At 63.0% G+C, this 15333-nt stretch carries 14 protein-coding genes; 7 read left to right on the top strand and 7 right to left on the bottom strand.

Annotated features, from left to right (window positions below):
• Positions 1-3 precede the first annotated feature (3 nt).
• Positions 4-486, bottom strand: a complete 483-nt coding sequence (locus tag FEZ60_RS01095) for a cation:proton antiporter regulatory subunit (RefSeq protein ID WP_033234782.1) — start codon at positions 484-486, stop codon at positions 4-6.
• Between the two features lie 86 nt (positions 487-572).
• Positions 573-950 (bottom strand): DUF952 domain-containing protein, encoded by a 378-nt coding sequence (locus FEZ60_RS01090; RefSeq protein ID WP_172935347.1) that lies wholly within the window; start codon positions 948-950, stop codon positions 573-575.
• 234 nt (positions 951-1184) lie between these two features.
• Here FEZ60_RS01090 and FEZ60_RS01085 point away from each other — a divergent pair, with 234 nt between their 5' ends.
• Positions 1185-1376: a hypothetical protein gene (locus tag FEZ60_RS01085; protein WP_033234784.1), complete on the top strand. Its 192-nt coding sequence runs from the start codon at positions 1185-1187 to the stop codon at positions 1374-1376.
• 99 nt (positions 1377-1475) lie between these two features.
• Here FEZ60_RS01085 and FEZ60_RS01080 read toward each other — a convergent pair whose 3' ends face one another.
• Positions 1476-3257, bottom strand: a complete 1782-nt coding sequence (locus tag FEZ60_RS01080; protein ID WP_033234785.1) for a DEAD/DEAH box helicase — start codon at positions 3255-3257, stop codon at positions 1476-1478.
• A gap of 255 nt (positions 3258-3512) precedes the next feature.
• Between FEZ60_RS01080 and FEZ60_RS01075 the strand changes: the two genes are divergently transcribed.
• The gene (locus FEZ60_RS01075; protein ID WP_172935346.1) at positions 3513-4760 is read left to right on the top strand and encodes a YihY/virulence factor BrkB family protein; all 1248 of its coding nucleotides are present in this window, start codon (positions 3513-3515) and stop codon (positions 4758-4760) included.
• On the opposite strand, the gene FEZ60_RS01070 is transcribed toward FEZ60_RS01075, so the two are convergent.
• Positions 4733-4969, bottom strand: a complete 237-nt coding sequence (locus FEZ60_RS01070) for a DUF3039 domain-containing protein (protein WP_033234787.1) — start codon at positions 4967-4969, stop codon at positions 4733-4735. The genes FEZ60_RS01075 and FEZ60_RS01070 overlap by 28 nt on opposite strands.
• An 85-nt stretch (positions 4970-5054) precedes the next feature.
• Here FEZ60_RS01070 and FEZ60_RS01065 point away from each other — a divergent pair, with 85 nt between their 5' ends.
• The 3 genes from FEZ60_RS01065 to FEZ60_RS01055 all read left to right on the top strand — a co-directional run bounded on the left by FEZ60_RS01065 (position 5055) and on the right by FEZ60_RS01055 (position 8076).
• The gene (locus FEZ60_RS01065; protein WP_045067419.1) at positions 5055-5414 is read left to right on the top strand and encodes a DUF3099 domain-containing protein; all 360 of its coding nucleotides are present in this window, start codon (positions 5055-5057) and stop codon (positions 5412-5414) included.
• Between the two features lie 42 nt (positions 5415-5456).
• Positions 5457-6941, top strand: coding sequence for a class I SAM-dependent methyltransferase (locus tag FEZ60_RS01060; RefSeq protein ID WP_045067418.1), 1485 nt, complete (start codon positions 5457-5459; stop codon positions 6939-6941).
• A gap of 163 nt (positions 6942-7104) precedes the next feature.
• Entirely contained in the window at positions 7105-8076 is a 972-nt protein-coding gene (locus FEZ60_RS01055) for a sigma-70 family RNA polymerase sigma factor (protein WP_033234790.1), read from the top strand.
• A gap of 102 nt (positions 8077-8178) precedes the next feature.
• Here FEZ60_RS01055 and FEZ60_RS01050 read toward each other — a convergent pair whose 3' ends face one another.
• Together FEZ60_RS01050 and FEZ60_RS01045 are read right to left on the bottom strand one after the other, a co-directional pair.
• Positions 8179-10899, bottom strand: a complete 2721-nt coding sequence (locus tag FEZ60_RS01050; RefSeq protein WP_033234791.1) for a bifunctional GNAT family N-acetyltransferase/acetate--CoA ligase family protein — start codon at positions 10897-10899, stop codon at positions 8179-8181.
• On the bottom strand, positions 10892-12163 hold the full coding sequence (locus FEZ60_RS01045; protein WP_045067415.1) for an acetoin utilization protein AcuC: 1272 nt from the start codon (positions 12161-12163) through the stop codon (positions 10892-10894). The genes FEZ60_RS01050 and FEZ60_RS01045 overlap by 8 nt, the downstream gene beginning before the upstream one ends.
• 198 nt (positions 12164-12361) lie before the next feature.
• Here FEZ60_RS01045 and FEZ60_RS01040 point away from each other — a divergent pair, with 198 nt between their 5' ends.
• Positions 12362-13048, top strand: a complete 687-nt coding sequence (locus FEZ60_RS01040) for a metal-dependent transcriptional regulator (protein WP_033234793.1) — start codon at positions 12362-12364, stop codon at positions 13046-13048.
• A gap of 8 nt (positions 13049-13056) precedes the next feature.
• A complete protein-coding gene (galE, locus tag FEZ60_RS01035) occupies positions 13057-14040 on the top strand; it encodes a UDP-glucose 4-epimerase GalE (RefSeq protein ID WP_045067413.1) in 984 nt (327 codons plus the stop codon).
• Positions 14041-14071: 31 nt separating this feature from the next.
• Here the strand turns inward: galE and FEZ60_RS01030 are convergent, their stop codons facing one another.
• A complete protein-coding gene (locus FEZ60_RS01030; RefSeq protein ID WP_172935345.1) occupies positions 14072-15193 on the bottom strand; it encodes a DUF4192 domain-containing protein in 1122 nt (373 codons plus the stop codon).
• Positions 15194-15333: the final 140 nt, after the last annotated feature.

The raw sequence follows: 15333 nt of genomic DNA, 5'->3' as shown, positions 1-15333 counted from the left end.
CAGTCAGCCGTTGGTCAGGATTTTTGCAGCGGCAGCCAAGCCGTCGGGTGTACCGACTGCCACCAGCAGATCACCTCCGGTGAACGTGTAGTCGGGGTTCGGCGACGGATTCACCTGCCCGGCACGCATCACGGCGACGATCGAGACGCCGGTGCGTGTCCGCATCCCGGTGTCGCCGAGTGTCTGTCCGTCGTATCGGGAACCGTCCTTGATGTACAGCTGTTTGGTTCTGATCCCGGGTATGTCACTGTGTTCGTCTTCGAGCTGGGCCACGAGTTGCGGCGCACCAAGCAGGTTGCTCAGTGCAGCGGCCTCTTCCGTGGTGAGCGGCAACGACGCGGCGCACGCATCAGGATCGTTTTCCTTGGACACGATGAGGTCCGTATGTCCGTCACGATGAGTGACGACACCCACGCGGCGACCGGAGGCCAGGACAAAATCCTTACGAGTCCCGATGCCCGGCAGAGGGGTGACTTCTACATTCATATATCAACGGTAGCGCCGATCTGTGACAAGTTTCGCAGGAGGGCGAAATTATCGTCGACCGGTGCTGCGCTGCGTATTCCATCGCGTCACCGCAGGGACGGAAATGCACCGTTCTCGTCGCGAATGTACGCAGTAACGGCAGTGACAGCCGCGACGGGAATCGGCCCGAACAGATGAGGAAAGCGCATCGAATCAGGATCCGACGGCACCCCCGGTTCCCACTTGACTTCAGCTCCCAGCAGAGCCGGATCCAGGGAGAGCAACACTATGTCGTCTCGGCCCGCGAAGATCCGGTTCGCCGGTAGATGAACCTGAATGGGCGTCGACATGTGCACAAAACCCTCGGCGGCAAATCCGTCGGGAACGCGCTGCCCGACCTCTTGCGCACGCTCCCATTCGACGCGTGTGCACATATGGAGCAACTCGGCCGATGCGTCGGCGCCCGTTCCGGTTTCCTGGTTCATCGCCCCAGAATATCGCTCTGTACACGCGGATTTGAATCAGCTCTCAGCGAACAATTCTGCACACAGAATGCCTGCCCAGCGCATTTCCAGTGAGACACAACACTAAGAAACTCTTCTGGGAACAACCCATGAACGCCAAACGTCTGTAAGAGTGGATCTACCGCGCCATTCCGACGCGGCGGACCAGGCCCCAGGCACGCGGCACGAAAGCCGTCAAGCCAGTACGGAGGAGTCATGCCCGGAACACTGACCAGCCCACAGTTGACCGCTGCCGACCGGTGCGACCGGTGCGGTGCCGGAGCACGCGTACGCGCCGTGCTTCCCACCGGCGGCGAGCTTCTCTTCTGCGGACACCACGCAACCGAACACGCGGATCGACTTCGCGAGATGAATGCCGTCGTCTCCGAGAGTGAACCCGCAAACTAACCTGTCAGCCGGGGGTGGCCTCTTCGCGAGGCGCACCATGAACGCCGAAACGGGCGATCACAATTACTGTGATCGCCCGTTTTGCCGTCTTCAGGATTTCTACCAGCTACGCAGAATCGCAATGCGCTCGGTGAGCTGATCGACCGTCGCGATTGCCGTCGGCGGGCCACCGCACACTCGACGCAGTTCGGCGTGAATGATTCCGTGAGGCCGTCCGGTGCGGTGCACATTCATCGCGACCAGGCCGTTCAGCTCTCGTCGCAAGGCGCCCAGCTGATCGGCGGTAGCAGCGCGCTCGGCGACCACTGCGGCAGTCGGCGCCGGAGCCGACGCTTTGGCGGAGTTGTTGTTCACCTGTTCTGCCTGGCGTTGCCGTAGGAGTGCACGCATCTGATCGGGGTCGAGCAGACCGGGCAGACCGAGATAATCGGCTTCCTCGTCGCTGCCGGAGAACGTGGCCGTTCCGAACGAGGCACCGTCGTAGATCACCTGGTCGAGCTCGGCGTCGGCACCGAGGGACGTGAACGCCTTCTCTTCCTCGCCGAGTTCGTCCTTCTGCTTGTTGGCGTCGGCGAGAAGATCGTCGTCGAGGCCGTCCTTTTCGCGGTGCGGCTTGCCAAGGACATGATCGCGCTGGGCCTCCAACTGAGCGGCGAGGTCCAACAGGACCGGTACCGACGGAAGGAAGACGCTTGCGGTCTCGCCTTTACGCCGTGAACGCACGAATCGGCCGATGGCCTGCGCGAAGTACAGCGGTGTCGATGCACTGGTCGCATACACGCCGACGGCCAGACGCGGAACGTCGACGCCCTCCGACACCATGCGCACGGCGACCATCCATTTCTGGTCGCTCGCACCGAATTCCGCAATGCGCTTGGACGCGGTGGGATCGTCGGAGAGGACCACGGTGGGCTCCTCCCCCGTGATCGCGGTCAACGCCTTGGCGTATTCGCGAGCAACTGTCTGGTCTGTGGCGATGACCAGCCCACCGGCGTCGGGCATACCGGTGGAACGCAGCTGCCCCAAACGGGTGTCTGCTGCTTGCAGGACGGCGGGAATCCAATCACCGGCAGGGTCGAGTGCGGTGCGCCAGGCTCGGGCGGTCTGCTCGGCACTGAGCGGCTCACCCAGTCGGGCGGTGAACTCTTCGCCGGCATTGTTGCGCCAGCGGGCCTCACCGGAATACGCGAGAAAGACAACCGGACGGACAACGCCGTCCTTGAGCGCGTCGGAGTAGCCGTAGGAATGATCGGCTTTGGATCGGAGCAATCCCTCTTTGTCGGGCTCGTACTGAATGAAAGGTATTGCGCTGTCGTCACTTCGGAACGGAGTTCCGGTCAGTGCCAAGCGGCGGGTGGCGTCGCCGAACGCCTCCTGAATTGCCTCACCCCAACTTTTTGCGTCACCGCCGTGGTGGATCTCGTCGAGAATCACGAGGGTCTTGCGACCTTCGGTCCGGACTCGGTGCTTAGTAGGATGCGCCGCCACCTGGGCATACGTCAGAACGACGCCGTGATAGTCGCTGGACGTCTGGCCGGTGGAGTTGGAGAACCGCGAGTCCAACGACAAGCCCGAACGTTGCGCCGACTCCGCCCACTGATGCTTCAGATGCTCGGTGGGCGCGACGACGGTGATCTGGTCGACAGTCCGGTCGCGAAGCAGTTCCGACGCCACTCGCAGAGCAAATGTCGTCTTACCTGCACCCGGTGTTGCCACCGCGAGAAAGTCCCGAGGACTGCTCGCCAAGTACTTGGTGAGTGCCCGCCGCTGCCACGCGCGAAGCGACCCTGTCGAGGCCGTCGGTTGCGCTCCGGCACTCTCGGTCGAGTTGTTCACTTCGGCTGCCCCTGTCACTTCTGTCGTCGTTGTCTCAGACGTCATAAGCGCGCCTCCGCTGGAATCGCACTGTTGCCTCGCGCTCCTAGATTTTTCATGAATGTCCGGCGACGAGCCTAACTGTCGCTACCGACGAAAGCCGCACCCGAAGCGCCCGGGCATGGCCGGATTCACTGTCGATCCCCTCCCCGCGGCGAGGTTTCGCGAGATCGGAGACACAACCTCACCGCGGAAAAATATGCGACACGGCGACGCCACGGTTGGGCAACGAGGTGTGTCATCAGGAATGCTGGAGTGATTATGAGTGAAAAGGCGGGCCCGAAAACGCACGGAAGTGATCTGCATCACCGCAGATGGCATCCGCTGCGCCGCACGGGCCAGCTGATCGGCCGCACTCTGAGCAAGGCTTGGGACGACTCGATCTTCGGCAAAGCCGCAACGGCTGCGTTCTGGCAGACACTCTCACTGGCGCCGCTACTGCTGGGATTGCTCGGCATGATCGGTTACATCGGCGGCTGGTTCGGACCGAACACGGTCGAGATCATCGAGTCGAAGATCGTCACGTTCAGCGGGACGATATTCAGCGAAAACGTCGTCGATCAGATCATCAGGCCGACGGTCACCGACGTTCTCCAGCGCGGCCGGCCGGAAATCATCTCGGTCGGCTTCCTGCTGTCGCTGTGGGCCGGTTCGTCGGCGATCTCGACGTTCGTGGATTCGATTGTCGAAGCGCACGGGCAGAAGGATGCCCGTAACGCGATCTGGCAGCGAATTTTTGCGCTACTGCTCTACGTGATGTTCCTCGGGATGGCCGTGTTCATCCTGCCGATGGTCGCGCTCGGCCCGACCATGATCGGACGTGTGTTGCCACCGTCGTGGTACGACGTGGGCTCCAACCTGGTCGACACCTTCTACTACCCGGCCGTAGGCCTGCTGGTCATCATCGGCCTGACAACGCTGTACAAAGTCGCGCTACCGAAGTCCCTGCCGTGGCATCGACTTCTCGCGGGCGCACTGGTGGCCGGTGTGTTCTTCATGGCCGCGAGCACCGGATTGCGCTGGTACCTGGGATTTGTCACGGGCACCGGCTACACCTACGGAGCCTTGGCGACGCCGATCGCCTTCCTGCTGTTCACATTCTTCCTCGGCTTTGCAGTGGTGCTCGGCGCCGAGTTCAACGCGACGGTGCAAGAATTCTGGCCGGCGCGAGCGACGCGCCTGGAACAGGTCCGCGAGTGGCTGGCCGCACAGCAGGAGGACGACAACAGCGCCGGGCCGGTGACCACTCTGACGTGGCACCTGGCAACAAGTCCGATTCGGGTGTCCGGTGACAGGTCCGATCCGGCGGCAGTGCCGACCTACGGTCGGCCGCGAAGTCGGCGCGCCAACTCGGACGTCAAGGATTGCGACGGCATCGGAGCAGAAACGAACCCGGCGACCGACTGCACTGACACTGTCGAGTCGCCGAGTTCGGACTGCGGATCGGATCCGGCGCAACGACGCCGTTCCCGATTGCCCGGTCATTCGCCTTTGCGAAGTCCTTCGTAGATCTTCTTGCAGTCGGGACACACGGGCGATCCCGGCTTCGCAGACTTGGTGACCGGAAAGACCTCGCCGCACAGTGCAACCACATGGGTGCCCATCACGGCGCTTTCGGCGATCTTGTTCTTCTTGACGTAGTGAAAGACCTTCGGGGTGTCGTCATCGGTCGTTTCGTCGGTCGAGACGTCGGGACGTTCCTTGGTTTGGGTGCTCATACCTCCAATAATGCCGTCTACGCGGCAGCGGTGCGAGCGTCGGGCCGCGTGTGCAATTGTCGGCCGAGAGTGGAACAGTGGAGCTATGGCAAGAAATGGCGCGTTCGGTCACCCCGACGAAGCCGGAACACCCGACAATCCCGTATTGATCACCGAAGCACAGCTGTCCATCGACGAGCAGCACAAAGCGCGCGTGCGGAAGTACATGACGATCATGGCTTTCCGTTTCCCCGCGTTGATTCTGGCTGCCATCGCGTATGGCATTTGGGAGAACGGCTGGGTCTCGATGCTGATTATCGGTGCGTCCATCCCACTTCCGTGGATCGCGGTCCTCATCGCAAATGATCGACCACCGCGCACGAAGGACGAGCCGAGTCGCTACGACGGCCGACGCCGCAACGCCGGCGAGATCGAGTCGAGTCCGCATCACATCATCGAGAGCTGACGCATCACCTGGTAGAAATTCGTCGCCTGCGAGAATGTCCGGGTGAGCACAACTCTCCTGTCCATCACCCCTGCGCTGCGCACGGCTCTGCTGCGCAATCGGTTCGACACCGACACCCTGCTCGAGCTGCTCGGTCCGGAAGTTCACGCAGCGCTCGGTCGCAGTGAACCGGTTCCGGTGCGACGCGCGAGCCGTGAGCACGGAGAAATCGGTGTTCTCATCCGGTTGTTCCTTCTCGCCGACGACTGTGCTCGCGAGGACGTCGCCGCCGCGTTGGCGCCGCTGACCGTCGACGATGCGATCGAAGCCGGTCTGCTCGAAAATTCAGCCGACTCCGCTGTGCGTGCCGCCGTGGATCTGCGGCCCATCGACGTCGGTGCCGGCGATCATTGGGTGATTTCAGACCTGGACGGTGGAATTCGGCCGAAGCAGTCCACAACCAGCGACCACGTCCTCGGTGTTGGCCACGCCTCACTGTCATTACTGCAGGCAACGCCGACGTCTCGCGTCGGAACGGTCCTCGATGTGGGCACCGGCTGCGGAATCCAAGCCCTGCACGCCAAGACCTACGCTGATTCCGTCACCGCGACGGACATCAATCAGCGCGCGATCGATCTCACCGCAGCAACTATGGCGCTCAACGGCCTCGACGTCGAATTGCATCAGGGTTCGTGGTTCGAACCGATCGAGGGACGAACCTTCGACCAGGTTGTCGCCAATCCCCCCTTTGTCGTCGGCGAGGCACGCGTTCACCACACTTATCGAGATTCCGGTCTCGATCTCGACGGGGCCAGCGAACTGATGATCTCGCGGTCCGTCGACTATCTGAATCCCGGTGGCACCGCAGCGCTGCTGGCGTCGTGGGTCCATGTCGAGGGCGAAGACTGGCGATCGCGGATCGCGTCGTGGCTGCCGGCACACGGTGTCGACGCCTGGGTGGTGCAGCGTGACGTCGCGGATCCCGCGCTGTACGTCGGGACGTGGCTCAAGGACGGCGGTCAGGACCCGCGGGACCCCGCCACCGAGGAACGCGCCAACGCGTGGCTCGATCATCTCGAGGAATCGCACGTGGAAGGTGTGGGATTCGGCTTCGTCTTCTTGCGCCGAACGGACTCGCCGACGGACTTGATGGCCGAAGATCTCCTGCACGGTTTCTCCGACCCGCTCGGGCCCGAGGCGCTGGCGTACTTCGACCGGGTTGCCTGGCTGCGTGAACACGACGTGCTGCAGGAGCGGTTTGTCGTCGATCCGAACACCGCCCTCGAACGCGTCTATCTTCCCGGCGAAGAAGGGTGGCAGCAGGTTGTCACTCGGATTCACCGTGGCAACGGACCACACTGGCAGCATGAGATCGACGACCTCGGTGCCGCACTACTGGCGGGCCTGCGGGCCGACGGGCTTGTGGTCGAGGAATTGGTCGAGCTTCTTGCCGCCGCAAACGGTGAAGACCCCGAAGTTCTCAGTGCCGGCGTCGTCACTCTGCTCGTGTCACTCGTACGTCACGGATTGGTGTTGCCGGTCACGTAGTCGAGTTCCGATTGGGTTGCAGATTTTCGGGTTCTCAGCAACTTCTCAGGACGGCCCGGGGAACACAGCAGGTCAGAGCAATTTCGACGAAATCGCTGCGGGAACTATCTCGGAACTCTCACGCGTTGAACCTTGTGAGAGACCGCCGATAGGGAGGCAAGTCATGACAAGCCCCAGCACCACTACTCGCATTCGTCCGAGCGCTGCGGATCTGGACGCCCAGAGCCCGTCAGCAGACCTGGTCCGTGTCTATCTGAACGGAATCGGTCGCACCGCACTGCTGACAGCAGCAGACGAAGTCGAACTGGCGAAGCGAATCGAAGCGGGGCTGTACGCCAGCCACGTTCTGGCTACGGGAAAGCGCCTGACAGCTGCCAAGAAGAGGGATCTCGCAACAATCGTTCGTGAGGGAGAGTCGGCACGCAGCCACCTCCTGGAAGCGAACCTGCGACTCGTCGTATCGCTGGCCAAGCGGTACACCGGACGCGGCATGCCCCTCTTGGATCTGATTCAGGAGGGAAACCTCGGCTTGATCCGCGCGATGGAGAAGTTCGACTACGCAAAGGGCTTCAAGTTCTCGACGTACGCCACCTGGTGGATTCGCCAGGCCATCACCCGCGGAATGGCTGATCAGAGCCGCACCATCCGCCTGCCAGTCCACCTCGTCGAGCAGGTCAACAAGCTGGCCCGCATCAAACGCGAACTCCATCAGCAGCTCGGGCGCGAAGCGACCGACGACGAATTGGCGGAGGAGTCGGGAATCCCGGCACACAAGATCGCGGATCTTCTCGACCACAGCCGCGACCCGGTAAGCCTGGACATGCCCGTCGGCAGCGACGAAGAAGCACCTTTGGGTGACTTCATCGAAGATGCCGAGGCAACATCGGCCGAGAACGCCGTCATCGCCGGTTTGCTGCACAGCGACGTCCGCAGCGTGCTCGGCACCCTCGACGAGCGTGAGCAGCAGGTTATCCGCCTGCGCTACGGCCTCGACGACGGCCAGCCGCGCACCCTCGACCAGATCGGCAAGCTCTTCGGGCTCTCCCGCGAGCGGGTGCGCCAGATCGAGCGCGAGGTTATGGGCAAGCTCCGTGTCGGCGATCGTGCCGAGAAGTTGCGCTCCTACGCCAGCTGATCGCGGCGCCGTGTGACACTCACCGGCCACCGTATGTTCTCCCATCGGGAACGTACGGTGGCCGGCTTTTCGTATTGAACGCTGGGTGTCGAACGCGGGGGTTCAGCGCAGTCGTCTGGGTCCCAGATCCACAGCGCTCGGTTCCGGTCCGATGCGCACGCGGGCGTCCGTGATCTCGGCGCCGACAGCGGACGCCAGTACCGGCTCGCAGGCAAGCTCCCGAACTTCGGGGATATCGTCGGCCAACGTCGAGATCCGCTGCACCAGATCCACCAGCGCACCCTTGTTGACGGGGACGGCGTTGCGGTAGCCGGAGAGCAGCGGCGCGGCTTTGGGAGCGTCGATCAATTCGGTGGCGGCGTCCTCGGTCAGCGGCAGGACTCGGTAAGCCCGGTCACCGAGGAGATCCGAGATCACGCCGGCCAGGCCGAACGAGATCAGTGAACCGAACGACGGGTCGTCCTGCACGGCCACAACACACCCGATGCCCTTTGGCGCCATCTTCTGCACGTGCAGGAGCGGCTCCCCCGACGCGGCAGCAAGGTCGCTGTACGCGAGTCGAACCGAATCCGGCCCGACAAGGTCGAGGCGAACACCACCAAGATCCGGGCGATGGCGCCATAGTTCGCCGGTTGCCTTCACCACCACGGGGTACCCGAGTGCGTCGGCTGCCTCTACGGCTTCGTCTTCGCTCAGGACCGAGCGGAATTCGACGACGTCGACGCCGTAGCACGCCAGAAGTTCCGATGCCTCGAAGTCGGAAAGCCAACGACCGGGCGAGTTTTCGAGCCAGGCGGCAACCATCTGGCGAGCCCGCTCGGAGTCGATGCCGGCTGGCCGCACCACCTTGGACGCGGGCTTGCTTCGCCATTCGGCATATCGCCAGGCCCGCGCCAACGCCAGTGCCGCGCGCTCCGGTCCCGGATACGACGGCACCGATCCCCGAGTCGGATTGCCGGCGTCATCGCGGACAGTCAGCACCTCCGGCACTCCCTCCGCGGCCAGGAACGTCGTGAGAATGGGCTTGTCCGATCCCGCTACCGCATCCTTGAGCGCTTTCGCGAAGGGTTCGACCGGGATGGCGACCGGTGGAACGAAGACCGCGATGACGGCGTCGACGTCGAAGGACGCCAAGGCATCACGCACCGCTGACGCAAACAACTCGGGACTGGCCTGCGCGCCCAGGTCGATCGGATCGCTGACTTGGAGCCCTTCGCTACGGGCTGCGTCTGCGGCCAGTACACCAAGAGCAGTGGAGTTACCGATGACTGCCAGACGCGGGCCGGCCGGCAACGGTTGATAACCGAACAGCAGTGCGCAGTCGAACAATTGGGAGATCGACCCGACCTGGATGACACCGGCCTGCTCGAACAGCGCGCGGACAATGGAATCGTCGATCTCGACTCCGGTGGCCGCCAGCACGGGTGGCACTGCGTGGCGTCCGCTCTTGACTGCCACGATCGGCTTCTTACGCGCCACGCGCCTTGCGATCCGGGAGAACTTTCGCGGGTTACCGAAGCTCTCCAAGTACAGGAGCACCACTTCGGTGGACTGATCCGAATCCCAGTACTGCAGAAGGTCGTTGCCGGACACATCGGCACGGTTACCGGCAGAGACGAAGGCCGACAACCCGATTCGACTGCGCGCGGCCTCGTCGAGGATCGCGATTCCCAAAGCACCAGACTGGCAGAAGAACCCGACGTTGCCTGCCGCCGGAAGAACCGGCGCCAGCGTCGCGTTCAGGGAAATCGCTGGATCGTTGTTTGCCACGCCCAGCGCATTGGGCCCGATGAGACGCATCCCGTGCGCGCGGGCCGCATGGACAAGTTTCCGCTCCGATGCGCGACCGTCCGGGCCGCTGTCGCTGAAACCCGACGACACGACAACCAGCGCCTTGACACCCTTGTCGAGGCAGTCGTCGAGAACCGAACTGATGGATTCGGCGGGGACGGCAACCACCGCAAGATCGACGTCGTCGGGAATCTCGCGGACAGTCTTGTATGCCCGAACTCCGTGTACGGAACGATGTTCGGCATTGACCGGATAGACCGGGCCGGTGAACCCGCCACGCAGAAGGTTGGTCAGTACGGCGTTGCCGACCTTCGCCGGGTCGGCCGACGCTCCGATCACGGCAACGGACCGCGGACTGAGCACGTTGCCCATACTCCGGGCCTCAGCCGCCCGCTCACGGGAATTACGCACGGAGACAAGGGCTTCTGTGGGGTCGATCGCGAACTCCAGGCGCAGCACTCCCCCGTCGAACGTTCGGCTGACCTGATATCCGGCCTCGCGGAAGACGGTGACCATGTTGCGGTTCTCGGACAGGACCTCCGCCACGAACATCGTCAGCCCGTTTTCCGCGGCTGCCGCTGCCAGGTACTCGAGCAGGATGGGGCCAAGGCCGCGACCCTGATGAGCGTCGGCGACAACAAATGCCACTTCCGCCGACTTGCCGTCACCGACGTCGAGGAGACGCTCGTACCGGCCGACGGCGATGATCTCGTCGCCCAGCATCATGACAAACGCGACCCGATTGTGGTGATCGACCGTCGTGAAGTTCGTGACGTCGCGCTTTGACATTGTGGGGTAAGGGCCGAAGTACCGCAGATACCGCGTGCGCTCGGAGAGCTTGCCGTGGAATTCGACAAGCTTGTCCGCGTCCTCGGGGACGATCGGCCGCAGGGCAACCGCGCCGCCGTCCGAGGCGAGCACGTCGACAACCCACTCGTGCGGATAGTTGTGTGCCGCGTCGACCGCAGCGTCTGTCTTGGCTTCGGTGTCGGATTTTTTAGGGTCGGACTTGGGGTCGGACTGTTCAGTCACGGGGATCCTCCGGGTCGAGTCCGAGAAGGGGAAACGCAGCGCGGCGCGTCGCGATGATGGCGGAATCGATGCGGGTGAGCGCTCTGTCTACCGACGCCACTCCGGTTTCGGGCGTACCGCCCGGCCCGTCCCACTTCGAGAAGTTGATGTCGCCGCCGTCCCCCATGACCTCGGGAAGTTCGACGCCCGGTGCCATCGCCCCGGTCTTTTCCTTCCAACCGTCCGGAAGTGGCGTGTTCACATCGATGTCACGATCAAGCGCTGCCGCGATGAGATGCGTCCACGCCCGCGGAACGATCCGCACCAGCCCGTACCCACCACCACCGACCGCCAGCCATCGTCCTTCGGAGTAGCGGTCGGCAAGATCACGCATCGCGATGAACGCTGCTCGTTGACCGTCGACGGTCAACGCCAGATCAGCGAGCGGGTCTTCCCGATGCGAGTCGACACCACACTGGCTGATGATGATCTGGGGCCGGAACGCGGCGATCGCACCGGGCACCACCGCGTGAAATGCCCGCAGCCACAATGCGTCTACGGTTCCCGGCAACACCGGGATGTTGACAGCCGTACCCTCCGCCGCGCCGTCCCCGACTTCGCTGGACCAACCGGTATTGGGCCACAGCGTTGCCGGATGCTGATGCAGAGACACCGTCAAAACTCGTGGGTCGCCGAGAAAAGCGTGCTGCACGCCGTCACCGTGATGTGCGTCGACGTCGATGTACGCGATGCGGTCGTACCCGTTGTCGAGCAGCCAGGAGATTGCGACAGCCGCGTCGTTGTAGACACAGAATCCCGAGGCCCAGTCCGCCATCGCGTGGTGCATGCCGCCCCCGATACTGACCGCCCGACGTGTGCGGCCCGACGCGATTTCCTTGGCAGCGGCCAGGGAACCACCGGCAAGAATTGCGCTCGCCTCGTGCATCTGCGGAAAGACCGGGTTGTCCTCGGTCCCGAGACCGTGGGGAACATCCGCACCGGTAACACCGTTGGATGCTGAGTGGCCCGCTGATTTGACGGCGGCGAGGTAGGCGGGCGTGTGTATGCGGAGGAGGTCGACGTCACTGGCAGGTGTCGGCTCGAGGAACTCGATTCCCTCGAGCAGTCCCAGGCCACGCGAGAGTTCCATCGTCAGGTCGAGGCGGGTCGGATTCATCGGGTGATCGTTACTCCACCGATAACTCAGGTACTCCGGACTCCACACCACAACTCGATTCGCTCGAGGCATCGTGGGGTCCTCGTCAGATCTGATCGAGGCGGTCATGGGAACACGCTACTTCGTGTTCGACTGGTGCCGTGCACCACACTGTGTGGTGCCGTGCACCACACTGATCTCGAAAGTGTGTCCAGCCCGTCACACCAGGGATGTCGCCACCGGCCGAACAGCCGGACTCGCCGCTGATGGAGCGGCACAAGTTTCCGGAACCGAACGGTAGAATGGCCGTTGACGAAGGGGTTGAGTGTGAAGGATCTAGTCGACACCACGGAGATGTATCTCCGGACGATCTACGACTTGGAAGAAGAGGGCGTTGTCCCACTCCGGGCGCGGATCGCCGAACGGCTCGAGCAGAGCGGACCCACCGTGAGCCAGACCGTTGCGCGCATGGAGCGCGACGGATTGCTGATGGTTGCCGGCGATCGACACCTGGAGCTCACCGACAAGGGCCGCGACTTGGCCGTTTCGGTCATGCGCAAGCACCGCTTGGCAGAACGCCTGTTGGTGGACATCATCGGCTTGAAGTGGGAAGACGTGCATGCAGAGGCGTGCCGCTGGGAGCATGTGATGAGCGAGGACGTCGAGCGCCGACTCGTCGTCGTTCTGAACAACCCGACCACGTCGCCGTACGGTAATCCGATTCCCGGGCTGGATCAATTGGGCCTGGACGGGCCGAGCAATCCCGCCGAAACCTTGATGCGCCTCACCGATGTTCCGGCGGGCAAGCCGACGGCTGTGGTTGTGCGCAGGCTCGCCGAGCACGTGCAGTCCGATCCCGATGTGATCGCGCAACTGCGAGACGCCGGCGTCGTTCCGGACGCCAGGGTGACCGTCGAGACCCGCCCGGGTTCAGTGACGATCATCGTGCCCGGCCACGACGGTGTGGAGTTGGCAGAAGAAATGGCGCACGCCGTACAGGTAAAGCTGGTCTGAGGAATTTCATGAAACTTTTGGTTACCGGCGGTGCCGGCTACGTCGGCAGTGTCTGCAGCACAGTACTACTCGAACGCGGACACGAGGTCGTTGTGATCGACGACCTCTCCACCGGAAATGCCGACGCCGTCCCAGCCGGCGCCGACTTCATCGAAGGTGATGTAGCCAAGACGGCGGCGAAGGTCCTCGGCAACTCCCCGATTTTCGACGGTGTTCTGCATTTTGCCGCGCAGTCACTCGTCGGCGAATCGGTGTTGCATCCCGAAAAGTACTGGCAGGGCAATGTAGTAACAACCCTCGCGCTCCTCGAGGCCATCCGCGACTCTCGGACTCCGAGGTTGGTGTTCTCGTCGACTGCGGCGACGTATGGCGAGCCGGAGCAGACTCCGATCATGGAGACTGCTCCGACTCGGCCTACCAATCCGTACGGAGCGTCGAAGCTCGCCATCGACCACGCGATCACGTCGTACTCCGTCGCACACGGTCTTGCCGCCACCAGCTTGCGCTACTTCAATGTCGCCGGTGCGTACAAGTCTGCCGGTGAAAACCGGGTTGTCGAAACACATTTGATCCCGTTGGTGCTGCAGGTTGCACTCGGGCAGCGGGACAAGATCTCGGTCTTCGGCACCGATTGGCCCACGCCCGACGGAACTGCCGTGCGGGACTACATCCACGTGCTCGATCTCGCCGAGGCTCATCTCCTCGCCTTGGAGAAGTCCACGCCGTCCGAGCATCGCATCTACAACCTCGGTAGCGGTGCCGGATTCAGCGTCCGCGAGGTCATTGCTTCGTGTGCTCGGGTGACCGGACTTCCGATCAATGTCGAGGACGCTCCACGCCGTCTCGGCGACCCGGCCGTCTTGATCGCGTCCAGCGACAAGGCAATTGCCGAACTCGGGTGGACCCCGACGCGCACCGATCTCGACGTGATCGTCGCGGATGCCTGGCAGTTCCTGCAAGACCTCGGTTCTGCATCGCACTCCGCTCGGTAGATCTGCGACGCTTAAGTCCTCCAGGTCCAACTCACCTCGCCTCGGGCATCGCACTCACGTCGAAGTCCCGGGCGAGGTCGAGTCCGACTTCCGCCAGCCTGCGAATTCCGTCCGGTCGCATGCCGGCCTGCAGCGAGTTGTCGAGCAAGCCGGCCAGACTGTATTCAGGGTCCGCTTCCAGTGCATATGCGAGCGCGATACCGGCGAGTGGGCCATCACCGCGGGCATAGGCAAAGAATCCCAGAAGTGTAGCGGGATAAGAACATTCGGGAACCGGAAGTTCGTGCGTCAAGATCATCCACAACGCTTCCGCGGAATCTGCGTACTCCGTTGCCGCTAGACCCATGACAGTGTCCCGGACGCGCACGTCCGACAACACCAGTGCCAGGTGCGCACATTCACTGGGGTCGGGAAATACTCCGCGCCGCATCCGCCCGACAAACGCCAGAACTTCCTCGACCTCCCGGCGCACCTGAGCGAAGGGATCGTTCGAGCAGTGCGCCTCGCACCGCGCCGACGCGATCTGCGCGCGCCCCCGGTCGATCAACGACCCGATCGTCGCGTGGTTACTCGATTGCCCACGAACCGAGCGCACCAACTCGCTCCGCGACGCTCGGATGACACGGCCGCCGAGGACCTGGGCGGCCGCGACAGAGGACGAACCGGGATCGGGCAGGCGCCCATACCGATCCGGCGCGAGGATGCTCATCCAGTCGCGACCCCTCGCGATCACCGGTACTGCGAACACATCGACGAGTTCGACGCCGTTGCCGGTAAGCATGTCGTTGAATTCCGCTGCGATGTCGAATAATTCCCCCAACGGATGGTCTCCGATCATTACCAGGATCACCGCGACTGTTCCTTCTGTCGCACAGACTCGAACAATTTGCTCGAGGGCCGAGCGCATCGCCGGAGCCAGCTCGGAGCCGATGTTCGGAAAGTAGTCGTGCCTCATGATCGGCCCGAGTGTTTTTGGTGTGGTGTCCATCAGGCACAACGCGACGACGGAATCTTCGGGCCGAAACCCCATCAGCGCTGGGATCGCGGCGATCAGCTCGCCTGGTTCGGAGAGATGTTCGGACTCGCGCGACGCCCAACTCTGCGCCTGGTCGTCGGAGGATTCGAATTCCCGGGAAAACGGTGATGTTGTCATGGGTAGACCATGTCAAGAGCGGCCACCGACCTGCGGCGCTCGACCTGGCAAAACGAAGCTCATGAAGCTCAGCTGTGCAGAACCCATTTTGTTGTGGATGAATCACGAACACAGGCACCGACTACGTGATGAGTGTCGGT

Origin of the sequence: Rhodococcus sp. MS16, from assembly GCF_013277795.1 — a bacterium.
Taxonomy (GTDB): Bacteria; Actinomycetota; Actinomycetes; order Mycobacteriales; family Mycobacteriaceae; genus Rhodococcus_F; species Rhodococcus_F globerula.
The sequence above is the reverse complement of the archived record's forward strand: the minus strand, read 5'-3'. Positions and strand labels throughout refer to the sequence as shown.